Annotated in this window: 21 protein-coding genes and 3 pseudogenes; 11 read left to right on the top strand and 13 right to left on the bottom strand. The window is 63.0% G+C overall.

The window, feature by feature from the left end:
• Positions 1–254: 254 nt before the first annotated feature.
• Together AKN84_RS49095 and AKN84_RS16745 are read left to right on the top strand one after the other, a co-directional pair.
• A pseudogene (locus AKN84_RS49095) lies at positions 255–468 on the top strand (LLM class flavin-dependent oxidoreductase); the annotation flags it as partial.
• Positions 469–707: 239 nt separating this feature from the next.
• On the top strand, positions 708–1,214 hold the full coding sequence (locus AKN84_RS16745) for a MarR family winged helix-turn-helix transcriptional regulator (protein WP_050421783.1): 507 nt from the start codon (positions 708–710) through the stop codon (positions 1,212–1,214).
• A gap of 58 nt (positions 1,215–1,272) precedes the next feature.
• Here AKN84_RS16745 and AKN84_RS16740 read toward each other — a convergent pair whose 3' ends face one another.
• The 7 genes from AKN84_RS16740 to AKN84_RS45585 form a co-directional block, all read right to left on the bottom strand.
• Positions 1,273–2,430, bottom strand: coding sequence for an ABC transporter substrate-binding protein (locus AKN84_RS16740; RefSeq protein ID WP_050421782.1), 1,158 nt, complete (start codon positions 2,428–2,430; stop codon positions 1,273–1,275).
• Between the two features lie 57 nt (positions 2,431–2,487).
• Positions 2,488–3,270, bottom strand: a complete 783-nt coding sequence (locus tag AKN84_RS16735; RefSeq protein WP_050421781.1) for a cyclase family protein — start codon at positions 3,268–3,270, stop codon at positions 2,488–2,490.
• Positions 3,271–3,304: 34 nt separating this feature from the next.
• The gene (locus AKN84_RS16730) at positions 3,305–4,546 is read right to left on the bottom strand and encodes an SDR family NAD(P)-dependent oxidoreductase (protein ID WP_128970913.1); all 1,242 of its coding nucleotides are present in this window, start codon (positions 4,544–4,546) and stop codon (positions 3,305–3,307) included.
• A complete protein-coding gene (locus tag AKN84_RS16725; protein ID WP_128970912.1) occupies positions 4,543–5,721 on the bottom strand; it encodes a thiolase family protein in 1,179 nt (392 codons plus the stop codon). The genes AKN84_RS16730 and AKN84_RS16725 overlap by 4 nt, the downstream gene beginning before the upstream one ends.
• A gap of 24 nt (positions 5,722–5,745) precedes the next feature.
• Positions 5,746–6,174, bottom strand: a complete 429-nt coding sequence (locus AKN84_RS16720; protein WP_128970911.1) for an Ohr family peroxiredoxin — start codon at positions 6,172–6,174, stop codon at positions 5,746–5,748.
• Between the two features lie 33 nt (positions 6,175–6,207).
• A complete protein-coding gene (locus AKN84_RS16715; protein ID WP_050421780.1) occupies positions 6,208–6,990 on the bottom strand; it encodes an aspartate/glutamate racemase family protein in 783 nt (260 codons plus the stop codon).
• An 82-nt stretch (positions 6,991–7,072) separates the two neighbouring features.
• Entirely contained in the window at positions 7,073–7,393 is a 321-nt protein-coding gene (locus AKN84_RS45585) for a hypothetical protein (protein ID WP_128970909.1), read from the bottom strand.
• A gap of 223 nt (positions 7,394–7,616) precedes the next feature.
• Between AKN84_RS45585 and AKN84_RS16710 the strand changes: the two genes are divergently transcribed.
• The 4 genes from AKN84_RS16710 to AKN84_RS16695 are packed head-to-tail and all read left to right on the top strand — an operon-like array spanning position 7,617 to position 12,330.
• Positions 7,617–8,768, top strand: coding sequence for an ABC transporter substrate-binding protein (locus AKN84_RS16710; protein ID WP_050421779.1), 1,152 nt, complete (start codon positions 7,617–7,619; stop codon positions 8,766–8,768).
• Between the two features lie 42 nt (positions 8,769–8,810).
• The gene (locus tag AKN84_RS16705; protein ID WP_050421778.1) at positions 8,811–9,854 is read left to right on the top strand and encodes a branched-chain amino acid ABC transporter permease; all 1,044 of its coding nucleotides are present in this window, start codon (positions 8,811–8,813) and stop codon (positions 9,852–9,854) included.
• Positions 9,851–11,620 (top strand): branched-chain amino acid ABC transporter ATP-binding protein/permease, encoded by a 1,770-nt coding sequence (locus AKN84_RS16700; RefSeq protein WP_050421777.1) that lies wholly within the window; start codon positions 9,851–9,853, stop codon positions 11,618–11,620. Before AKN84_RS16705 ends, AKN84_RS16700 begins: the two co-directional genes overlap by 4 nt.
• Positions 11,617–12,330 carry an ABC transporter ATP-binding protein gene (locus AKN84_RS16695; protein ID WP_050421776.1) on the top strand — a complete coding sequence of 238 codons (714 nt, stop codon included), beginning with the start codon at positions 11,617–11,619 and terminating at the stop codon, positions 12,328–12,330. Before AKN84_RS16700 ends, AKN84_RS16695 begins: the two co-directional genes overlap by 4 nt.
• A gap of 130 nt (positions 12,331–12,460) precedes the next feature.
• Here AKN84_RS16695 and AKN84_RS49990 read toward each other — a convergent pair.
• Positions 12,461–13,074: pseudogene (locus AKN84_RS49990) on the bottom strand (LysR family transcriptional regulator).
• Between the two features lie 128 nt (positions 13,075–13,202).
• Between AKN84_RS49990 and AKN84_RS16685 the strand changes: the two are divergent.
• From AKN84_RS16685 to AKN84_RS16675, 3 genes and pseudogenes are all read left to right on the top strand, one after another.
• Positions 13,203–13,595, top strand: coding sequence for a RidA family protein (locus AKN84_RS16685; protein ID WP_050421823.1), 393 nt, complete (start codon positions 13,203–13,205; stop codon positions 13,593–13,595).
• 47 nt (positions 13,596–13,642) lie between these two features.
• Positions 13,643–14,343, top strand: a pseudogene (locus tag AKN84_RS16680) (L-2-amino-thiazoline-4-carboxylic acid hydrolase).
• Positions 14,344–14,486: 143 nt separating this feature from the next.
• Positions 14,487–15,926, top strand: coding sequence for an IS1182 family transposase (locus AKN84_RS16675; RefSeq protein WP_050421775.1), 1,440 nt, complete (start codon positions 14,487–14,489; stop codon positions 15,924–15,926).
• Positions 15,927–16,003: 77 nt separating this feature from the next.
• On the opposite strand, the gene AKN84_RS16670 is transcribed toward AKN84_RS16675, so the two are convergent.
• Positions 16,004–16,882 (bottom strand): MBL fold metallo-hydrolase, encoded by an 879-nt coding sequence (locus tag AKN84_RS16670; protein ID WP_157863311.1) that lies wholly within the window; start codon positions 16,880–16,882, stop codon positions 16,004–16,006.
• A gap of 20 nt (positions 16,883–16,902) precedes the next feature.
• The gene (locus tag AKN84_RS16665) at positions 16,903–17,838 is read right to left on the bottom strand and encodes a Bug family tripartite tricarboxylate transporter substrate binding protein (RefSeq protein ID WP_128970921.1); all 936 of its coding nucleotides are present in this window, start codon (positions 17,836–17,838) and stop codon (positions 16,903–16,905) included.
• 214 nt (positions 17,839–18,052) lie between these two features.
• Here AKN84_RS16665 and AKN84_RS16660 point away from each other — a divergent pair, with 214 nt between their 5' ends.
• A complete protein-coding gene (locus AKN84_RS16660; RefSeq protein ID WP_050421773.1) occupies positions 18,053–18,859 on the top strand; it encodes an IclR family transcriptional regulator domain-containing protein in 807 nt (268 codons plus the stop codon).
• A 149-nt stretch (positions 18,860–19,008) separates the two neighbouring features.
• On the opposite strand, the gene AKN84_RS16655 is transcribed toward AKN84_RS16660, so the two are convergent.
• From AKN84_RS16655 to AKN84_RS16645, 3 genes are all read right to left on the bottom strand, one after another.
• The gene (locus AKN84_RS16655; protein WP_050421772.1) at positions 19,009–19,731 is read right to left on the bottom strand and encodes an LrgB family protein; all 723 of its coding nucleotides are present in this window, start codon (positions 19,729–19,731) and stop codon (positions 19,009–19,011) included.
• Complete coding sequence (locus AKN84_RS16650; RefSeq protein ID WP_021079439.1) at positions 19,718–20,116, bottom strand: CidA/LrgA family protein; 399 nt, start codon at positions 20,114–20,116, stop codon at positions 19,718–19,720. The genes AKN84_RS16655 and AKN84_RS16650 overlap by 14 nt, the downstream gene beginning before the upstream one ends.
• Before the next feature lie 333 nt (positions 20,117–20,449).
• On the bottom strand, positions 20,450–20,638 hold the full coding sequence (locus tag AKN84_RS16645; protein WP_050421770.1) for a hypothetical protein: 189 nt from the start codon (positions 20,636–20,638) through the stop codon (positions 20,450–20,452).
• Between the two features lie 573 nt (positions 20,639–21,211).
• Here AKN84_RS16645 and AKN84_RS16640 point away from each other — a divergent pair.
• Positions 21,212–21,700, top strand: a complete 489-nt coding sequence (locus AKN84_RS16640) for a lipocalin-like domain-containing protein (RefSeq protein ID WP_050421769.1) — start codon at positions 21,212–21,214, stop codon at positions 21,698–21,700.
• The last annotated feature ends 113 nt before the right edge of the window (positions 21,701–21,813 follow it).

Here is a 21,813-nt window from a genome sequence, read left to right as displayed (position 1 = left end):
CAAAACGCCACTTGTCGATGGCGGGGGTACAGCATTTGGTACTGCACGGCTGATCGCAATCTCGTTTAAGTGCTGATCGCGCTTCACTTTTCGCGATATCTCGGTCCAATCCATCATCGGGGCAACGGTAAAACGATGCGACAACGTACTGATGTTATTTCGCTTTATCATCGCGCCTGAGATAGCGGACTTTTGAGCCGACACAACTGCAAATTCAGCCGTCCCGCATTTTACTTTGATTTCAGATGCTTACAGATGATCGCGAGCAGCCGACGATCCGCCAGCCCGTGCAGCGTCTCGCGGGCGCGCGAGGCCATTGGGTATCGTCGGCCCGCCGGAGAAGATCGCTGACAACATCGGACCTGGTTCGAGAGCGGCGCGGCCGACGGCTTCAACGTCATCCCGCCCTGGCTGCCTGGCGGCTTCGATCTCTTCGACGAGCAGGTCGTGCCGATCCTGCGCAGGCAGCGATGCTCGCTCTTTATTTTAAACATGAAATATCTACGCCCGCCAGGGAACGCTGCAGCGCTCGTCGGAAAACCGCGGAGGTCGCCTTCCGGCAGGCCCGGCACCGCAAAATTCCATGCACCGCAGGGCCGATCCGCGGCCCCTGAACGAGCCTTGAATTTACTTTTGGCACGAACTATCTTGCGGACGACATCGAGGCCGTCACCTTCAACGGGCCCGGATGCCCCAGGAGATTTGATTTGGCAGTCGCGAAGGCGTCCCCGCCTGTTTCGCCCAAGAACGGGGGTGATCAGGAGGCCGAGTACAGGGCTCAGACACGGCTTTGGCTTCGGCTGCTCGCCTGCACAACCCTGATCGAGGGCGAGCTGCGGCGCCGGTTCCGCGAGGAATACGATTTCACGATGCCGCGCTTCGACGTGCTGGCCCAGCTTGACCGTGAGCCGAGCGGATTGGTGCTGGGAGAGCTGCCGAAGCGGCTGATGGTCTCTGCCGGAAATCTTACGCCGATCGTCGATCGGCTGGTCGAGGACGGCTTCATCACCCGCACGCCTTCAAACCTGGATCGACGGGTGCAGATCGTTTGCATGACCGTCGAAGGCCGGAAAGCCTTCAGGCGCATGGCCAAGAGCCACGGCTCATGGCTGGCCGAACTGCTGGCGGGATTCCCCGCTGACCGGCTCGATGGGTTGACCCGCGAGCTCGACGAGCTCAAGGGCACCGTCAGGGACGAGATGCAGAAGCCGTAAGCTGCCGCTGCAACTGGCGCCGCAGCCGAACGCCCTCCGACACCATCCCGCCGCTCAATCAGGGCAACAGCTTGTACTTTCCGTCCTCGATCTGAACCAGGATCCGTGAGCGCGCATCGACGCCGTGCCGATCCGCCAGCGTGTAGGAGTAGACGCCCTGTGTCCCCGCCAGCTCCTTGGTGGTGAACAGCGCCTGGCGAAGCGCGATGCGGAATTCCGGCGAGCCCGGCTTGGCGCCGGTCGCCATCGCGCGCTTGGCCGCATCGACGAACACCAGCCAGCCGTCGAAGGAATAGGACGAGAACGAGTCGGTCGGCGGCTCACCGTTTGCCTTCTCGAAGGCGGCGCGGAAATCCAGTGCAACCTTCTGGATCGGATTGCTGGCCGGAAGCTGCTCGGCCGCGGTCACCGGCCCGGTCGGACAGATGATTCCGTTGGCGGCCTTGCCGGCGAGCCGCAGGAAGTCGGCGCTGATCAGCCCGTGGTTGCCGTAGAGCGGTCCCTTGTATCCGCGTTCGGACAGAGCGATCACCGGCAGCGCACCCGGCGTTCCCGTGCCGCCGAGCATGATGGCGTCGGGCCGCGCCGCCAACGCGCGCAGCACCTGGGCGGTCACCGACGAATCCGACCGGGCGTATCGCTCGTTGGCGATGACCTTGATGTCGGCCGCCTTGGCGCTTTGCGACAGCGAGTCGTACATGAGGTCGCCGAAGGCGTCCGAGAAGCCGATGAACGCGACGGTCTTCAACCCCCGCGCCTTCATGTGATCGACGATGCCCTGGACGAGAAGCGGCGTCGGTTGCGGCGTCTGCACGACCCAGGGCCCGCCATCGCCTGATGGTACCGGTGCGATCGGCGACACCGCGATCATCGGAATCTTCATCTCGATCGCGGCCGTCGCCATCGCCAGCGTCTGCGGCGCGCCCGACGTGCCGATCAGGATGTCGACCTTCTCCTGTTCGACGAGCTTGCGCGCGTTGCGCGCCGACGCCGTCGGATCGGAGGCGTCGTCGAGCTGGATGACGCGGAGCTTCTCGCCGCCGACTTCGCCGACATAGGCCTCGCCGGCCGCGATCCCCTTTGCATTGGGAATCCCGATCGACGACACCGGCCCGCTGAGGCCGGTGACGAATCCGACGAGGATGTCGGCCTGCCCGGCCTGCGGAACGGCGACCAGCAACGCGGCCGAGGCCAGCACGGTCTTCATCGAGATCATGGCACCTGTCCTTCTTGATTTGCGTTTCTTCTGTCGGGCAAGCGCCATCCGCTCGCTTCAGTTCACCGAAACCAACGCGATCACGCGCAGCGGGCTGCCGGAGCCGTTCTGGATCTTCAGGGGCGAAGCCACGATGACGGCGCCGGTGGCAGGTAGCTGATCGAGGTTGCAAAGACACTGAAGGCCATAGCGGCCGGCGCCGTGCAGGAAGTGATGCGCCGGATAAGGCGGCTCGAAATGGCCGGCCTGCCCCGCGTCGGTGCCGATCGTTTCGGTGCCGAAGCCGATGATGCCGCGCTCCTCGACCAGCCATTTCATGACGGCCGGGTTCGGGCCCGGCGTGTGCGCGCCGTCCTCCCTGAGGTTCGCGTAGTCGCGCCAGCCCTTCTTCGACCAGTCGGTGCGCAGCAGGACCCAATGCCGCTCGGGAATCCGTCCGTGCTTCGCCTCCCAGGCTTCGACGAGCGGCACCGTGAGCAGGAAATCCGGATCCTGCGCCGCGCCCGCCGAGCAATCGATGACGCAGGCCGGCGCGATCATGTCCTTGGCGGGCATCGTGTCGACGGAATTGTTCGGCAGGTCCTTGCCGGTGAACCAGTGGATCGGCGCGTCGAAATGCGTGCCGGTATGCTCGCCGAACGTCACATTGTTCCAGTACCAGGCCGGACCGCGACCGTCATAGCGCGATATCTCCTGGATCCGAACCGGAGCCGCCTGGCCAAACTCCGGCGGCAGCACGATGACCGGGAAATCCGGACTAAGCGTGAAGGTCAGATCGACGACGCGCACCGCGCCGGACGAAACCGCACCAGCCAGCTCCAGGAGATTCTTGCCTTGCATTGTGACGTCCTCCCGTTTTGGTGAGATCCTGATTTTATCTGTCGAGCTCGCGCTCGAGCGCTTTCGGATTGGCGGCAAGACGCTGCCTGATTTCCTCGGCGACGTCCCCGACATAGACCTCCTCGAGCCCGCCCCTGAGCCCGGACACGATCGCCTGCGCGACAGCGCGCGGCGCCACCTTGGGCGGCGGCACGGTCTGGAACCATTCGGTATCGACCGGCCCCGTGAACAGGTTCATCACCTTGACGCCGCCGGGCCTGAGCTCGGCGCGAAGACAATGCGACAGCGACAGGCTGGCGGCTTGCGACGCCGAGTAGGCGCCGAAAGCGGGCCAGTTCGCCAGCGCGTAGACCGACAGGATATTGACCCAGGCGGCGCTGCTGTTGATGCCATCGGCGCCGCGCATCCGCATCGCGGGACCGAAGGCCTGCGCAAGGTTGATGAAGCCGAGATAGGCCTGGTCGATCTCGTCCCGCGCGATACCAGTGCCCCTGCGGTCGAGCAGACCGCCGGGCCGCACATATTCCGTCGTGTTGACGAGGATATCGACCTTGCCGCCGATGTCAGCCGCGAGGTCAGTCGCCGACTTTTCGTCGGCCGCGTCGAGCGTCACGATCTCGATCCCCGCCTGTCCGCGCAACAGCTGCTCGCCGGCAAAAGGCCGCCACGGTTCGGAAACGCCGACGAACACCGTCTTCGCGCCCGCGGCCTTCAACGCCGCAGCAGCCTCCTGGCCGATCAAGCTGCGGCCGTTGGTCACGAGCACACGGCGGAATTTCGGATCGGCCGTCATTTCCCGCCATTGCCGGTCGTCTGCCATGTTGGGAGTCTCCCTCTCGGGTCGGGCAAAGGCCACCGCCTGACCGCTCTTGTCGAGCTGAAACGACATCAGGACGGGCGCGCCCTCGATGCAGTCGGCATGCAGATGCGCCACCATCGTCGGACCGCAGTCCATCCTGACGAGACCGATGCGCCAGGGCGCCCGCTCGCGGAAATAAACGTCGCTTGGCACCCGCGCCGTGGTTTCGGCCAGCAGCGCGCCGCGGCGCGGCGCATCGACGAAGGTCAGACCGGCCGACAGGCAGGCCGGGCATGCCTCTCGCGCCGGATAGGCGAAAGCGCCGCAGGCCTCGCAGCGTTGTAGCATGAAGCGTCCTTCGGCGGCGGCGCGCGTGAAGCCGTGCGATGTTCGGCTGCGCGGCCGCGGCGGCGACGCGGGAAGCCGTGTCCGCAGCAGCGGGTTCTTGCGCCGGGGTGGCTCAATCGGATCGATCATCGCGCAGGCCCTGCAAAGATCGCGGCACCGGAGGCCAGGCCGCGGTCATAGTTGATCATACCGAAGCCGGACGCCAGACCGAGCTTTGCATCCTTGACCTGCGTCGGACCGGCTTCTCCCAGGACCTGCCGCAAGCCTTCGACCAGCCCGAGATAGGCGCCGGCGGCGCCGGCCTGCCCTGCGGAGAGCTGACCGCCCGAGGTGTTGTGCGGGAAGTCGCCGCCAATCGTCAGATCGTGCTGACGCACGAAGGCCGCGCCCTCACCCTTGTTGCAGAAGCCGAGATCCTCGAACTGCATCATCGTGATGACCGGATAGTCATCATAGGTCTGCACGACATCGAGATCGTCAGGCCTCACGCCGGCCATTGCGTAGAGCTCGCCGATATCCATTGCCCAGCCGCCGCGCACCTGCATCGGATCGTCGGCGAAGGCGTTGTGCCGTTCGATGGTCGACAGCAATCGCGCAGCCGGCAAGCCAAGCGATGCCGCAGTCTCGTCCCGCATCACAAGGAAGGCCTCGGCCCCGGCGCACGGCATCACGCAATCGAACAGATGAATGGGATCGGAAATCGAACGCGCTGCCAGATACTGCTCGATCGTCAATGGCGTCTTCATCAGTGCATGCGGGTTGCGCAGCGCATTGGCACGCTGGGCGACCGCGATCCCGCCGACATCTTCGCGCGTGACGCCATACGTCCGCATGTAGTTGCGCGCGATCAACGCGAAGCTCGCATTGGCGCCGCCTGCACCATAGGGATAGACCGCGTCCTGGTTGAAGCGCGAAAAATTCTCGAGCGTCAGGCGGAAGGAATCGACGTGGTTGGTATCGCCGGCCACGCAGGCCACGATATCGGCATCGCGTGACTGCACCGCGCGTGCTGCCTTTCGTACCGCCGCGATGGCGCTGGCGCCGCCGAGGGGGATCGTGTCCAGCCATCTGACGCACAGCCCGAAATGCTGGGTCAGGCCAATCCCGCTGTCAGTCCCCATGGTGAAGCTGGAAACGCACAGGCCGTCGATGTCGGAGGCCTTGATGCCGGCCTTCGCGACCAGCGCGCTCAGCGCGCGGCCGATCCACCATTGCGCGCTCTCGATGGAATAGCGCGCATAGGGGATCGTGACGGGAGCCGCCATCACGATGCCGTCATACGGTGTGCGCAGCGAATTTTTCACCAGCCGCCTGCCTTGCCTGCCGCCTCAGATCACCGTCAGCTTCACGTCGATATTGCCACGAGTAGCATTCGAATAGGGGCACCGCTCGTGCGCGCCCGCGACGATCTCCTCCGCCACCGCCTTCTCGACGCCGGGCAGGCTGACCTTCAGTTCGACCGCGAGCGCATAACCGACAGGGACCGGTCCCATGGCAACCTTCGCAATGACGGATGGCTCGGCAGAGGGTGCGATCTTCTCGGTGCGCGCCACGAGCTTGACCGCGCCAAGAAAGCACGCGGCATAGCCGGCCGCAAAGAGCTGCTCCGGGTTGGTCCCCTCGCCACCGGGTCCGCCCAGCGATTTCGGCACGGACAGCAACACCGACAGCAGGCCGTCAGCACTTGCGGCCTTGCCGTCGCGGCCCCCCGTCGCGGTCACCTCGGTCTCGTAGAGGATCTTCTCGGGTCTCATCATCGCTCGTTCTCCAAAACTGGTCGGCTCTTCGCGCTAGCGCTTGTTTCGCGCGAGCATCGCCCGGAAATCGTCGCGGGCGAGCGCGCTGGCGCGCTTGAAGCTCGGCCCGCGGCTCGGCTCGGTGCCATTGAGCTTCCTGAGCTGCACCCACATCTCGGCGCTCTTCAATGCCACCGCTGCGCAGTTCACGACCGGCGCGTGGCCGACCTTCAGGCCATGCTCACGCCCGATCAAGAGGCCCGGCAGCACGCCGGCGGGGATCACCACGTCGGCTCCGCGCTCCACCAGCGGACGGGCGCAAGCCAGAAAATCCTCGATCATCCGGGCATGGGCCGCCTGATCGCCGGCGAACGCATGTGCGAAATCCTCCGGCTTGCAACCGAGGCCGGTCACGTGGACGACGCGATCACCTAGTCCGTAACGTTCGGCCTGCTCGTAGTGCCAGACCTCGAAGACAGGATCGAGCGTCACGAGGCCGAGGCGCCGGCCGAGCTGCGAGGCCGCCAGCAACGTCGCCTCGCCGGTGCCGATCACGGGAATGTCGAGCGTCGAGCGGAGCTCGTAAAGTCCGGGATCCTGGAAGTGGCCCATCACGAAGGCGTCGAACCCGCTCTCTTCCGCCGCGATGCCGTTGTCGATCGCCTGAACCGCGCAGCGCAACTCGGCGAGCCGGCCGAACTCCCGATCCGGCGGCGAAATGCCCTCGACCTGAACCGTCGTGCCGGGCGCTGCGATGTTGTTGAGATACTCCGACAGCCGCGCCATATAGGGCGCGTTCACGCTCGCATCGACGAAACTCTGCCAGTAGATGCGCATCGCCCTTCTCCTCGAACGGTGACAGGAGCATCGGCCGTCGGCCTGCCGACGGAGATATTTCAACCATAAACTAATTGACGCGTCAAATGCGCGCGGCGGAGCCTGCCAAGCGGCCGCTCCATCGCAGCCAGGAGGCCCGTTTTTCGGGACAAAGAAATGAAGGAAAATGGCGCGCGCGCACGAAATTGTATGCAACAACATTTTTTTCTGACAGCCCCGTGACACGTGTTGACGGCGCCACGGAGAATACTTTAGGCTTTAAGTAATCGACCACCGGCCGCTGCCGGTGGCCATGACGATGATGTTGCAGGGCACCGATTTTGAGAAACTCAATCGCGTGGACTAGCGTCGGGCCGCAATGGCCGGCAGCAGCATCGCCGGCCGCACAGCGCGGCGGCGGCATTCAACTTCTTTCGCTTCGACAGGTGACCGCCGGTTGCCGCCGACCTGGCCGCGGTTCGAGCGGCACGCCTCGCCATGGCCGCTGACGCCCCGGCCCAGCGAAACTTCCCCTCGCCGCGCCCGGCGTCTGGCGCTGCAGCAATGCCTTCAATCGGTTCGTTCGCGGCTCGGGCTCCTGCCCGGCTTCCAGACATTCGTACCAGCATCAACGGAGGACAACGCAAATGCGGCAGAAGACTCTGGGGTTACTCGCACTTGTCGCCGGCGTCTTCGCGGCAACGGCGGCGCAGGCCGACATCACAATCGGCTTCGTCACCTCGCTGAGCGGCAACGGCGCGTCGATCGGCATCCCCTATGGGCGCGGCATCAATGCCGCCTATGAATACAAGAAGACGATCAACGGCGAGACCATCCGCCTGATCCAGCTCGACGACGGCTCCGATCCGTCGGCCGCGACGCGCAATGCGCGCAAGCTCGTCGAGGAGGAGAAGGTCGACCTCATCATCGGCACCGCGACGACGCCCTCGACCATTGCCATGGCGGCCGTCGCCAGCGAATTGAAAGTGCCGATGATCGCGATCTCGCCGCTCGGCAAGCTTCCGGGCTCGCCGGAGCAATGGGTCGTCGCGGTGCCGCAGCCGGCTTCGCTGCTGGTCAAGATCGTCGCGGACCGGATGAAGCGCGACGGCATGAAGAACATCGGCTATATCGGCTTCTCCGATGCCTGGGGTGACCTCGTCTATAACGGGGCCAAGGCCGCCGAGCCGACCGACGACATCAAGGTGCAGACCAACGAGCGCTATGCCCGCACCGATACCTCGGTGACCGCGCAGATACTCAAGGTCATGGCCGCGCGTCCCGACGGGGTGCTGATCGGCGGCTCCGGCACGCAGGGCGCGCTGCCCCTCATCACGCTCTCCGAGCGCGGTTTCAAGGGCAATACCTACGGCACCGTGGCGCTGGTCAATCCGGACTTCGTCACCGTGGGCGGCAAGGCCGCCGAGGGCATTCAGGTGTCCGCCGGCCCCGTGATCGTGGCCGAGCAGCTTCCGGACGAGCACTTTGCCAAGAAGATCGCGCTCGACTTCCGCGCAGTCTATCAGAAGACCCACAACATTCCGACCACCGACGGGTTCTCGGCCTACTCCTTCGATGCCTGGCTGATCTTTGCCAACGCCGCCGAGCGGGCGCTGAAGACCGCGAAGCCCGGCACGGCGGAATTCCGCACCGCGCTGCGAGATGCCATCCTCAGCACCAAGGAACTGCCCGGCGTGCATGCCGTCTACAACTTCAAGCCCGGCGCGGTGACCGGCGTCGACGAGCGCTCGCTGGTCGTGGTCCGCCTGACCGGCGGCGCCTGGAAGTACGCGCCATAGACCGAAGACGGCAGGCGATCAGAACGGGGGAACGGCGTCTCAATGACGAGCGATATCGCGGCCATCCTTGCGATCGACGGGATCGCCACCGGTGCGGTCTACGCGCTGGTGGCGATCGGAACCGTGCTCATCTTCACGGTGACGCGGGTCATCTTCATTCCGTTCGGCGACATCGCCGCCTTCACCGCGCTAACGCTTGCGGCGCTCGATGCCAAGCGCTTTCCGGGGACCGGCGCGCTGGTCGTGGTGCTCGCATGCCTTGCGACCCTGATCGAGATCATCTCGCTCATTCGCAGCGGCGATATCCGCCTGCTGCCGCGCGCGCTGCTGTTCTATCTCGCCATTCCCTTGGCAGTTGTCGGCATCGCCTGGCTCACCATGCGGATGGACCCGCCGCTCGCCGTGCGGCTCGTGCTCGCGCTGATGCTGATCACGCCAATCGCCCCGCTCCTTGACCGGATCGTATTCCGTCCGATCGCCGATGGCACCGTGCTGCTGCTGCTGACGGTCTCCGTGGCGCTGCATTTCGCGCTGGTCGGTCTCGGCCTGCTGTTCTTCGGCCCTGAGGGGGTCCGGACCGAGCCGCTGACGTCGTTCTCGACGGAGTTCGCGGGCGTGCTGATTTCGGGCCAGACCATGCTGATCGTGATCGCCGCGCTGGCCTTCAGCGGCCTGCTCTATCTGTTCTTCGACTTCACGCTGGTCGGCAAATCGCTGCGCGCAACGGCGGTGAACCGCACCGGCTCGCGGCTGATGGGAATCCGGCCGGCACGCGCCGGCACCATCGCCTATCTCTTGGGCTCGCTGATGGCCGGCGTATCCGGCATCCTGATCGCGCCGGTCAATACCGTGTTCTACGATTCCGGCTTCCTGATCGGCCTCAAGGCGTTCGTCGGCGCCATCGTCGGCGGCATGACGAGCTATCCCGGTGCCGCGATCGGCGCGGTCGGGGTCGGCATCCTCGAAAGCTTCGCATCATTCCAGAGCAGCGCGCTCAAAGACGTCATCGTGTTCTCGCTGCTGATCCCGATCCTGATCTGGCGATCCCTCGCCTCGCTGCATTCCGAGGAGGAGATCGAGGAATGACGCGCCTTCACGTTCAGCTCGCCGCGGCAGCAGCGCTCGCATGCCTCGCACTCGCACCCGTCGTCCTGAGCCCGTTCAGCATCACGCTGATGAACTATATCGGAATCTATTCGCTCGTCGCCATCGGTCTTGCGCTGCTCACCGGCGTCGGCGGCATCGTGTCGTTCGGACAGGCCGCGTTCGTCGGCATCGCGGCCTATGCGACGGCGTGGGTCTCGGCCCTCAACGGGCAATCGCCCTGGCTCGGCCTGCTGTTCGGGGTGGTGCTGACCTGCGGTGTCGCAGTCATCCTCGGCGTCGTCACCTTGCGCCTGCAGGGCCATTTCCTCTCGCTCTCGACCGTCGCATGGGGCCTTGCGATCGGCTTCCTGTTCGGCAATGTCGACGGGCTCGGCCGCTTCAACGGCATCTCGTCGATCCCGCCGATCAGCCTCGGCTCCTTCGCGCTCGTCTCAAGCGGGCAAATCTATTACCTGATCTGGGGCATCGTCGCCCTGGTGCTCCTGCTCGGCTACAATCTGCTGGACTCGCGGCTCGGCCGCGCCATGCGGGCGCTGCGCGGCGGCAATACGCTGGTCGAGAGCCTCGGCATCAACGCCTTCCGGATCAAGCTCGTGACGTTCGTGATCGCGGCCTTCCTGGCCTCGCTCTCCGGCTGGCTTTACGCGCATATGAGCCGCTTCATCAGCCCTGGTCCGTTCGATGCCAGCATGGGCATCGAATATCTGATGATGACGATGGTCGGCGGCGCCGGCAGCCTGCTCGGCGGTGTAGTTGGTGCCGCCATCGTGACCCTGCTCAAGAACAGCGTGCAGGATTATCTGCCGCTGATCGCCAAGGGTGCGTCAGGGCAGCTCGAGATCGTCGCCTTCTCGGCGCTGTTCATCCTGTTCCTGCAATGGGCGCGGCAGGGCATCGTTCCCTCGATCGCACGCTACCTGCCGAAGATCCGGCGCGAGCGGCCAAAGCCGGCGCCGCCGCTGCCGCGCCGGCCGCAGCCGACGCCGGGCGAACTGCTTCTGAAGGTCGATGGCGCCGAGCGCCGGTTCGGCGGTCTCGTTGCGGTCAACAATGTCAGCTTCGAGGTGAAGTCGGGCGAAATCCTCGCCGTCATCGGCCCGAACGGTGCCGGCAAGAGCACGATGTTCAACTGCCTGACCGGCGCGCTGCGGGTCAGCAAGGGCGAAATCGTCTTCGCGGGACGCTCGATCGTGCGCGATCCGCAATCCCGCATCGCCAAGGCCGGCGTCGCCAGGACCTTCCAGCATGTCAAGCTGCGGCCGCGCATGAGCCTGCTGGAGAACGTCATGCTCGGCACCTATGGCCGAACCAGCAGCGGCCTGTTCGCCGGCGCCTTTCGTCTCAATCAACGCGAGGAAGCCAGCGCCCGCCACGAGGCGCTGATGCAGCTCGAGCGCGTCGGGCTCGGCGACAAGCCGTTCGAGCTCGCGGGCAATCTTCCGCTCGGCAACCAGCGCATCCTGGAGATCGCGCGCGCGCTCGCCGCCGATCCCGCGCTGCTGGTGCTGGACGAGCCGGCGGCCGGCCTGCGCCGCCAGGAAAAGCTGCGACTGGCGGAGCTGCTCCGCTCGCTGCGGGCGGATCACCTGACCATCCTGATCGTCGAGCACGACATGGAGTTCGTGATGTCGCTGGTCGACCGCATCGTGGTGCTCGACTTCGGCTCCAAGCTCTGCGAGGGCGTGCCGAGCGCGATCCGCAGCGACGAGCGGGTGCAAGAGGCCTATCTCGGAGGCGTCGCGTGAGCCAGATGTTGTCCATGACCGACGTCACCGTCTGCTACGACAATGTCGAGGCCGTTCGCAACGTCTCGCTGTCGGTCGACGAGGGGCAGATCGTCACCGTGATCGGCCCGAACGGCGCCGGCAAGACCACACTGCTGATGGCCGCCATCGGCCTGCTCGCATCGCGCGGCAGCATGGTATTCCGTGGCAACGACATCCGGAAAATGTCGGTCGAGGACCGCGTCGAGCGCAGGCTCTGCCTGGTTCCGGAGAAGCGCGAGCTGTTCTCCGACATGTCGGTTGCCGATAACCTTCTGCTCGGTTCCTACAGCCTCCGCGACCGCTCCGGCGTCCAGAGGACGCTGGACGAGGTCTATGATCGCTTTCCCCGGCTGAGGGAGCGGCAACGCCAGGCCGCCGGCACACTCTCCGGCGGCGAGCGCCAGATGCTGGCGCTGGGGCGCGCGCTGATGGCAAAGCCCGCGCTGCTGATGCTCGATGAACCCAGTCTCGGCCTCGCGCCGCTGATCGTGCGCGAGATCTTTCGCACCATCGCCTCGCTCCGCGACCTCGGCGTGTCCATCCTGCTGGTCGAGCAGAACGCCCGCGCCGCGCTCGAGACGGCCGATTACGGCTACGTGCTGGAGACCGGCGAGGTCGTCCAATCAGGCCCCGCCAAGGACCTCATCCACGATCCCCGGCTGATCACCGCTTATCTCGGCGGGCACTGACGCCAAAATATCGAAAACAACCCCATGCAAAGCAGCCCGCGGGGGCCGAGCGCGAATTCGTTTTTTACGAAATCACCTTGACACGTCGGGCAAATCAGGGGTGTACTGCCATCATCGCAGCGCAAGTCCGCTATCCGACCAGACGCGGTCGGTGGTTTGCGAGCGGGCTCTCGGCCTGCACGACGCGCAGCCATTCGCGGAAGCTGACGATTTCGGGACAGTCTGCGCTGCCTTCGGGCGCAATCAGCCAATCACCCAAACCGGATCCCTCATTGAGCCGGTCGCAGCGATGGCCCGGATGGTGGCCAAGGCCGCGGGCTATCAGCAGGTCGACCTTGCCCTCGGCCAACTCGTGCAAGCCGGCGGGCTGCAGCACCTGCAAACCGATTTCGAGATGCGCGCTGCGAAACTCCGCCAATTTGAGGCGGCGCAGGTCGAAGCTGCCATGGACGCCCAATTGCAACAGCACCGCACCTGCCGGCTTCAATTGCGCGGTCGCGTCCGCGATATGGCGAAAGCTTCGGAGACCCCGGGCAGATAGGCCTGACCGGCCGCGGTCAGGATCAGCTGCTTATGCAGCCGCTCGAACAACTGCACGCCGAGGCGCGCCTCCAGCGCTTTCACCTGCTGCCCCACGGCGGCAGGCGTCACGTGCAGCTCGTGCGCGGCCAGTTTGAAGCTGAGGTGCCGCGCGGCGGCCTCGAAGGCCCGGAGCGCGTTGAGAGGTGGCAGGGCGTAGGTCATTGCGCGGGAGTTTGACACCGACAGGCCGTGGCCTTGCAATAGATTTTCTTGCGCTGAACCGCAGCAAACATGCTTTGCGCCGCGGCGACGCCGCCGGATACGGTCTGCCCGCAATCCGGAGACGCCCGATGCCGCCAGCTCACATCGTCAGCCACAATCCCGCAACGGTCCACCCTCCCGCCGGCGGCTACTGCATGGGACTTGAATTGACGCAGCATCGCCGCCTGCTCTTCATCAGCGGCCAGGTGCCTGAGAGATCCGACGGCACCGTGCCCGAGGGTTTTGAGGCCCAATGCGAGCAGGCCTGGCGCAACGTCATGGAGGTGCTCGCCGCCGCAGGCCTTCGCGTCGAGCATCTGGTCAAGGTCACCACGTTCCTGACCGATCGGGATCAGGTCGCGCCCAACCGTACCATTCGCCGCAAGATGCTCGGCGGGCATCAGCCCGCGCTGACGGTCATGATCGCCGAGACCGTCGACAGCAAATGGTTGCTGGAGATCGAGGCGATCGCCGCCGAATGAAACCAGTTTCCCCGACGTCACAACGATCCAACAGTGTCAGGTGTCCAATGACTGAGACCATCCATCCGTTTTACGAATCGCATCGCGGCGCAATGGACGCCGCCATGCGCCACCGCCTCGACCTTGCCGAAGCGATGTTGCGCGAGCGCGCGCATCTCGCCGATATCGATCGAGTTCGGCAGGAGGTGATGGACGAATTCCAGATCGTGCTCACCCAAATGCCCTATGTCGGAGGCGCCGCAAGTCGCATGAGCGATTTCTTCATGCGCCTCACCGGCTTCATGGCCATCAGCCGGGTGCTCCGGCGGCACGGCGTGCCGGTTTCCATGATCGGCGAAATCGAACGGGAAACCTACAAGGCGCAATTGCTCACCGAGCCCGAGGCGCAACGTCTTGCCTCAGGGCGTCAATTCATGTCGCCCGAGAATCAGGCTTTGCTGCGCGAACAGGCGGCTGAAAGCGCTACAGACAGTCATCAGAACGAGTTTCCGGAAGACTTCGTCTACGATTTCGTCGACCGGGCCCGGGTGACAGGTTTGAATTCGGCATCAACTACAAGGCCTGCGGCTTTTGCAAATTCGCGGCTCGCCATGGAGACAAGGAAATCCTGCCGAACATTTGCGGGCTTGATTTCGACACCTATGCGACGCGAGGCATCCACCTGGAAAGAACGCAAACATTGGCTGGCGGCGCGAGCCATTGCAATTTCCGATTCTCGCGACTTCGCCCCCGTCACCATGTTGGCTAATGCTCTGAATTGCCTTCCGCTTCCGGCGGAGCAGCGGACGTGACCGGACTCGCTGCCGGCTCGCCCCAGTCGCGAATGACCCTGGCTGTGTGAAAACGCCGTGCTGCTGTTAAGATTCCCTAGTGATTCTTTTGGGGGAATCGATGAGGCGCTTCGTTGAAGAGGCGGATCGTGGGCAGTGGACGCTATTGCCCGAATGCCTCGATGATTTCATTGACGAGAGCAACCCAGTTCGCGTGATCGACGCGTTTGTCGATGCGTTGAATTTGGCCGAGGTGGGCTTTGAGGGCGTGACCCCAGCCGCAACAGGCCGGCCATCGTACCATCCGTCGGTTCTCCTGAAGCTTTACATCTATGGCTATCTGAACCGGGTGCAGTCGAGCCGGCGGCTGGAGCGAGAAGCCGGACGCAACGTCGAGCTGATGTGGCTGTTGGGTCGGCTCGCTCCTGATCACAAGACGATCGCGGACTTCCGCAAGGACAACGGCCTGGCGCTTCGAAAGGTCTGTGCGCGTTTTGTGGAACTCTGCCGTGAGATGGGCCTTCTCGCGACGGCGAGCGTTGCCATCGATGGCAGCAAGTTCAAGGCGGTGAACAATCGGGACAGGAACTTCACAAAGGCGAAGGTGCAACGGCGGCGTGCTCAGCTTGAGGAGAGTGTCGCACGCTACCTGAGCCAACTTGATACGGCGGACCGGCAGGAGCCGACGGAGGCGCTGGCGACGAAGGTGACACGGCTGACAGAGAAGTTGGCGAAGCTGAAGGAAGAAATGGGCAAGCTTGCCGTCTACGAGAGGCAAATGCTTGCTTCGCCTGACCAGCAAATCTCGCTGACCGATCCCGACAGCCGTTCGATGGCGACGAGTGGCCGCGGTTCTGGCGTTGTCGGCTACAACGTGCAGGTCGCCGTCGACACCGAGCACCATCTGATTGTGACGCACGAGGTGACGAACAGCGGCTCAGATCGGGCACAACTTGCCAATATGGCCAAGCAGGCGAAGGCTGTTCTAAAGACTGAGACGCTCGAAGCCGTAGCCGATCGCGGCTACTTCAACAGCCCAGAGATCCTCGCCTGCCACGAAGCAGGCATCACGGTAACGCTGCCCAAACCTCTGACATCGGGTGCTAAGGCGGATGGCCGCTTCGGCAAGCAGGACTTTGCCTATTTGCCAGAGGAGGACGCCTATCGCTGTCCGGCCGACGAGCGGCTGTCATATCGCTATACAAATGAAGAAGACGGCAAGATGCTGCGGCGCTACTGGACCACAGCCTGTCAAAGCTGTTCGCTCAAGTCCCAATGCACGCCAGGGTCAGAGCGGCGGATTACACGATGGGAGCACGAGCATCTGCTCGAGGCTGTGCAGCAGCGCCTCGACGCGCACCCGGAAGCGATGCGCCAGCGTCGAGAGACGGTCGAGCATCCGTTCGGCACCATGAAGGCCCGCATGAGGGCGACACACTTCCTGACCAAAACGCTTCCAAAAGTAGCCGCCGAGATGGCACTCTCGGTCCTCGCCTATAATCTGACACGGGTCATGAACATCGTCGGGACCAAGACATTGGTCGCCGCGATCGCGGCCTGAGCCACACTCCGTCCCGGCCCTCCGGATCGTGTCCCGCCGAAGCCGTTTTTACACGGCCAAGACCCAAAGCGGACGTCTCATGGGCGGGATTTCAGATTTCCGATGGTAACGCTCTCGCCAATCTCGAAGCTCATCAGATCCTCGCCGATAACAAGTGGCCCCGCATAGGTCTCACGCGTTGCCGTGATCAACTCGTCTATGGTCGGCGCCGCCACGGTGTCGCTCGCGAGCATGACGAGGTGGGTCAAGGCGGCCATTCTTGGCCGTGCCTGCGCAAACATCCGTCCGGCTTCTTGCGGCGAGGTGTGATGGTTGACGATACGCTGGATGTGGGCTTGGCCCAGCAGCTCCGGGGGCGCCATCGCGACCTCGTGCACAAGGAGATCGGCGCCCGCGCCATGGCGCAGCACGTTGGCATTGTAGCGCGTGTCGCCGGAAATCACTGCGACGCGACCTTGATACTCGACCCGATAGCCGTAGGCCGGCTTGATCGCTTCGCCATGGTCGACCGTGAATGCAAGGACGCGCAAGTCGCCGGTCTGATGGATGACGCCGTCCTCGTCAAACTCTTTCACCGTGATCGCGACATGCTCGCGTTCGAGCTTTTCGTCCTCGACGCGAATCTCGATGTCGTGCGCATAGGCTGATTCGAGATGATGCATCAGTTTTGCAGTTCCGACCGGGCCGATCACGTTGAATGGCCGCCGGCGATTGCCGAAATACGAGCTCAGCCAGCCGGTCAGCCAGAGGTCGGGAATACCAACCGTGTGGTCGGAATGAAAATGCGTGAGCAACAGCGCATCGATCCGGCCGATGGGAACGCCGAGTTGAAATAGCCGCACGGCGGCGCCGCGGCCAGCATCGATCAGCACAGTGTGATCGCCGGCCTCGATCAGCGTGCTAGGACCGAAACGATCGGGACGGGGGATCGGTGTCCCCGTCCCGAGCAATGTCACCCGAAAATCCGATGGCATTACTACTGGACCTTGATGCCGGCGTCGGCGACGACCTTGTGCCAGTGCGCGACCTGATCGCCGACCAGGCGGCCGAACTGGTCGGGCGTACCGCCCGCCGGCTCGGCGCCGATCTTCGCCATGGCCTCACGCACTGATGGCTTCTGAAGGGCCTTGTTGATCGCAGCATTGAGCCGCGTGACCGTATCTTTCGGCGTACCATGTTTGACCGCGAAACCGGTCCAGTCCTCGACCACCAGTGAAGGATAGCCGGCTTCGACGATGGTCGGCACGTCGGGTAGGATCGGCACGCGCTTCGGGCCAGTAACCGCTAACGCCCGCAGCTTGCCGGTCTTGATGAGGTCGACGACTGGTAACATGGTGATGAACATGAAGGCGTTGGTGCCGTTCAGCAGATCGCCAATCGCCTGCGGGAATTGCGCATAGGGAACGTGCTGGGCGCGCGCGCCGGTCTGAAGCTTGAACTGCTCGCCGATCAAATGCGCAGGCGTGCCGAAGCCGCCGGACGAGAACGTCAGCTTATCGGGTTGGCTCTTCAGCAGCACAACCAGCTCCGCAACCGTGTTGGCCGGCACCGACGGATTCACCACGAGGACATTGTAGGAGACGCTCGCCTTAATGATGGGGTCGAAATCCCTGTCCAGGTCGAATGAGATGTTCGGCACCAGCGATGGCGCCGCCACCGATGGTACCGACATTGCATAAAGGCTGTTGCCGTCCGCCGGCTGGGTAAGGACATCGGTCGCCGCAATGGTGGTGACGCCGCCGGGCCGGTTCTCGACGATCACGCGCCAGCCTTCCGTCTCCGTCAATTCCTTGGAGATGATGCGGCTGACGATATCGGGCGGCGTGCTGGCCGAGAACGGCGCCACGAACCGAACCGTCCCCGACGGGAACGAAGGCTGCGCCGAAGTCGGGAGACTCAGGGCCGCAAGCATGGCCAAGATCGTAACGAACAGTGAAGCAGCGCGGAACAACGGGTGTGATCTCATGGAAGTCTCCATCAAGCGATGAAAATTGATTCCAATTCCGAGTCGCAACCTGCAAGCACGTTATCTTTGGTCGTGCCGGCGTCCTTTGCCAGAAAAATCGACGTGCGTTCCACATTGTGGAACATTACATTCCACATTGTGGAACGGAGTGATTAATACGATGGCGGGTCCAAAGGTCATCAAGGGCCTGGAGCGAGGCCTCCATGTCTTGCAGGCGTTACAGATGCAGCCGGATTCGTCGCTGCATGAGCTTTACGTCTATACCGGCATTTCCAAACCCAGCCTTCTTCGCATCCTTCACACGTTGGCGCGGTCCGGCGTGGTCACCCGGCGGCTCGCCGACGGGCGTTACCGCATCGGAGCGACGCTCTCGCGTACCCCCTCGCGCCGCGAACATCGCGACCGGATCGCGGAAGCCGCGGCCCCGATCTTGGAACGGCTGTGCCAGCGCGTGTCGTGGCCGTCCGACCTGATGGTGCCGGCAGGCGACCATATGGAAATCCGTGAGACGAGCCGTGCGCGAAGCCCAATCCTGTTGCAAGAGGAGAGGATAGGTCTACAGGTGAACTGGCTGTTGACGGGGGTCGGCAGGGCTTATCTGGCTTATTGTCCTGCAAAAGAGCGACAGCACATCATCGAGACGCTGCAAACTTCGAGCAAAGCGGAGGACCGTCTGGCGAGAGAGCCAGCGCGTCTGAATGCGATACTCGCGGACGTCCGGGCGCGTGGCTACGCGACCCGCGATTCCACCCATGTCGGCGGCTGGTATGGTAAGCCTCCGCATGCGGACGGACTGCTCGCAATCGCCGTTCCCCTCCGAGACGGTGCGCGCGTTCTGGGCTCGATCAACATTGTTTGGCTTAAGACCGCCTTTTCGGTGGAAGCCTTCGCGGCCCGCCACCTCGGTGAACTTCAGGATGCGGCGGCGGAGATCGTCAGTGCGACCCGAACTCGGAGAAAGCGCTAATGTCTGCTTGTGGGCCCTCTTGAGACATGCCGGACGGCCGTGACGAAGTCCGCTTCCGAATGAAGACAGGAAGTGCCGACCCGCCGGTGCGAGGTCTAAAACGACTGTGTCAGATATCTTGCCGTCTATCCCGGTCGTTGGTCGACAATTCAGAACAGCCGAAAAATCAATGGAAGCAGGATGGCTGTGAGTACGCCATTTAGGCCCATCCCGAGCCCGGAAAAGGCACCGGCGACCTCGTTGATCTGGAGGGCCCGCGCGGTTCCGATTCCGTGGGAGGCAATGCCCATGGTCAGGCCAACGACACGCGGATCGTCAATACGAGCAAGGCGCGCGATAAGTGGGCCGAGGACGGCTCCGGCAATGCCGGTCATGATCACGAGCACAATCGTAAGCGTTTGCAGACCACCGATCTGCTCGGAAATGCCGACCGCAATTCCGGCAGTGACCGACTTGGGCGCCAAGGAAAGGATGGTCTGCGACCTTGCCCCCATAACCCAGGCAATGCCGACAGCGCTTAGGACCCCAACGGGCAATCCGACACCCAATCCGACCGCGATCAACCGTGCGGAAGCGCGGATTACGGCCTGCTGACGAAATAGCGGTACGGCCAACAGAACGACCGCAGGCCCCAACATAAAGTGTATCGGGTCAGCGCCGCGCAAATACGTCTTGTAGGGGATATGTGTCGCTTCGAGGCCGAGCGAAATGAGGACGATCGCCAGAAGGGTGGGGTTGAGCAACGGGTGATTGCCGCCGAGGCGCGATATGCGAGTTGCTGCCAAGAAAGCGAATACGGTCGCACCCGTTTCCAGGATCGGTTGGTCAGCCAGGCTGACCCAGGTCAAATTTGTCAGATCAAGCGTTGACATCGCGTGCTGCTCCCTCGACGCGTTCGGACCCGGGCTCCCGACTTATTGCAATCGTTCGGCCGAGCCGGTTCACGACAACCATCGTGACAAAAAGAGTAATGGCGGTGCCTCCAATCACCGCGGCCAAAATTGGCGTTGCTTCGGTCTTAAAGACATCCAAATAGGCGATCACGCCGACGCCTGCCGGCACAAACAACATGCCCAGAAACTGAAGCAGTCGGTCTGCAAGGATACCCAGATCATCGGGCAGCCGTCCCCGAATGGCGAGTTCGGCATAGAGCAGAATGAGGCCGGTGACTGGCGCGGGAAGCGGCCACAAGCCAGACTTGGCGGCAATTTCACCCAGGGAAAGCCACAAGAGTACGCGAGCAATCTGTTCAAGCATGGCAATCATCTCCAAAATCATTTTGCGCGGAATAATTTTTGGTGTCCGTCCATTCGCGGACCACCAAGCGCATTGACGCGCTCATGCCCCAGAGCTGCTTTCGTTCGATGGAATCGGAACGCAGCTCTCGATTCCCGTTTGAAGCGCTTCTTCACGCGGGCCGGTATTCGCTTCGCTCGAAAACGCTTTAGTTGCGTGCGGCCATTTCCGACGACAAATGGCGCCAGGAGTGTTCGGTTCGGTTTTCAGGCGAACCGATCAAGGTCCATACGCAGACCGCCGTGATGATGGATACAGCAACGCACCACGTGGTCAGTCGCAGGCGATCATTGGTCACGGTAATACCGTTGCAATCGCGAGCTCAGCTTGGGTGACACCCGACTGCCCCGCTGCCAGGTAGATCGCGGCGATTGCGACGAGCGCCAAAACCACGTATCCGACGGTGATCAAGCCGCCGCGATTGCCGATAGGCCGTGTGGATCGAATCGTAGAGTGGGGAATTGCGGGAATTGCAATCTTCATGACAACCCTCCTGCAAATTACTTCCATTCAAATACGCAAGGCATTGTCGCTTGGCAGGCACAACGGCGCAGTGAAATCGTTCACAAGCGCGCCCGCACCAACAGGATTATTCGCCCTCGACGATCCGGATGACAGCTCAATTTTTTCGCAGCACCTGCAACGGCGATAGGCAGCCCATTCGGGAAAGTATCTTTTGATCAGCCTCCACCGTGATCGACCGATGGCGAAATCAGTACAATACGCCCAATCTGTTCTTGGATAATTTCGCAGCTTTGGAAAAGTCGTTTCGTCCGGCGGGCGATTGTTTCGCCGATACCGAGCCCCTCGAAACGCGTTCACGACATCGCGAACCGCGGCGCCGAATTTGTTCCTGAGCCGATGTCGCATGGTGGCCCATCGCGACCAACGCGCCCGACCTCGCACCTGTCCGCTGCGTGGGGTAGACCGGGACGTTACTGACACAGGGCTAGATTGTAGCGATTGACCCGGAACTGACATTTCATCCGCTCAATTCCTGCGCTAGTGTCAGCCCACCGAGTACCAAAAAGGCAGAGCATTGGAGGGACACTTCCTATGTCCACGTTAAAATGCCTTGCTGCCACCGTTGGGTGGCTTATTGCGGCGTATCCGAGCTTTGCCGATGACCGTGAGAAGGTGATCGGCATCTGGAAACTGGTTTCCCAAGAAATTGAAATTCAAGCCACCGGGCAGAAAGAACCCGTCTTCGGACGCTCCCCTACGGGATACGCAATTTTCACGGCTGAGGGCCGCGTAATGTTTGTCCTGACCGGAGAGGGGCGCAAGCCACCACAAACAGTCGAAGATCGCGCCGATCTGCTAAACAGCATGGCCGCCTACACCGGCATGTACCGTCTCGAAGGGGACAAATGGATTACGAAGGTCGATGTTGCTTGGAACCCAGAATGGGTGGGCACCGAGCAAACACGCTTTTTCAAATTAGACGGGGATCGCCTTCAAGTCACTTCGACGTGGCGAATAATGCCAAACTGGGCAGATAAGGGGATGCAGAGGAGCCTCCTTGTATTCGAAAAAACGAAATAAAAGTTTTAACAACCTACCTTCGCGAGCCGGGCGACTATGAGTGTATGCGCCGCGCGTGCATGCCCTGAACACCTTCCGTTACGTCGCATAAGTCTCTTGTCCAGCGCGGCTCG

It is taken from the genome of Bradyrhizobium tropiciagri (genome assembly GCF_001189845.1).
In the GTDB taxonomy this organism is placed as follows: domain Bacteria; phylum Pseudomonadota; class Alphaproteobacteria; order Rhizobiales; family Xanthobacteraceae; genus Bradyrhizobium; species Bradyrhizobium tropiciagri.
Note: the sequence above shows the minus strand (reverse complement) of the source record. Positions and strands in the feature narration are given on the sequence as shown.

Coding starts and splice junctions, on each gene's coding strand:
- AKN84_RS16740 (WP_050421782.1), bottom strand. CDS start 2,430: ATGATCTCGATGAAGACCGTGCTGGCCTCGGCCGCGTTGCTGGTCGCC.
- AKN84_RS16735 (WP_050421781.1), bottom strand. CDS start 3,270: ATGCAAGGCAAGAATCTCCTGGAGCTGGCTGGTGCGGTTTCGTCCGGC.
- AKN84_RS16730 (WP_128970913.1), bottom strand. CDS start 4,546: ATGATCGATCCGATTGAGCCACCCCGGCGCAAGAACCCGCTGCTGCGG.
- AKN84_RS16720 (WP_128970911.1), bottom strand. CDS start 6,174: ATGATGAGACCCGAGAAGATCCTCTACGAGACCGAGGTGACCGCGACG.
- AKN84_RS16715 (WP_050421780.1), bottom strand. CDS start 6,990: ATGCGCATCTACTGGCAGAGTTTCGTCGATGCGAGCGTGAACGCGCCC.
- AKN84_RS45585 (WP_128970909.1), bottom strand. CDS start 7,393: ATGCCGCCGCCGCGCTGTGCGGCCGGCGATGCTGCTGCCGGCCATTGC.
- AKN84_RS16710 (WP_050421779.1), top strand. CDS start 7,617: ATGCGGCAGAAGACTCTGGGGTTACTCGCACTTGTCGCCGGCGTCTTC.
- AKN84_RS16705 (WP_050421778.1), top strand. CDS start 8,811: ATGACGAGCGATATCGCGGCCATCCTTGCGATCGACGGGATCGCCACC.
- AKN84_RS16700 (WP_050421777.1), top strand. CDS start 9,851: ATGACGCGCCTTCACGTTCAGCTCGCCGCGGCAGCAGCGCTCGCATGC.
- AKN84_RS16685 (WP_050421823.1), top strand. CDS start 13,203: ATGCCGCCAGCTCACATCGTCAGCCACAATCCCGCAACGGTCCACCCT.
- AKN84_RS16675 (WP_050421775.1), top strand. CDS start 14,487: ATGAGGCGCTTCGTTGAAGAGGCGGATCGTGGGCAGTGGACGCTATTG.
- AKN84_RS16665 (WP_128970921.1), bottom strand. CDS start 17,838: ATGCTTGCGGCCCTGAGTCTCCCGACTTCGGCGCAGCCTTCGTTCCCG.
- AKN84_RS16660 (WP_050421773.1), top strand. CDS start 18,053: ATGGCGGGTCCAAAGGTCATCAAGGGCCTGGAGCGAGGCCTCCATGTC.
- AKN84_RS16655 (WP_050421772.1), bottom strand. CDS start 19,731: ATGTCAACGCTTGATCTGACAAATTTGACCTGGGTCAGCCTGGCTGAC.
- AKN84_RS16650 (WP_021079439.1), bottom strand. CDS start 20,116: ATGCTTGAACAGATTGCTCGCGTACTCTTGTGGCTTTCCCTGGGTGAA.
- AKN84_RS16645 (WP_050421770.1), bottom strand. CDS start 20,638: ATGAAGATTGCAATTCCCGCAATTCCCCACTCTACGATTCGATCCACA.
- AKN84_RS16640 (WP_050421769.1), top strand. CDS start 21,212: ATGTCCACGTTAAAATGCCTTGCTGCCACCGTTGGGTGGCTTATTGCG.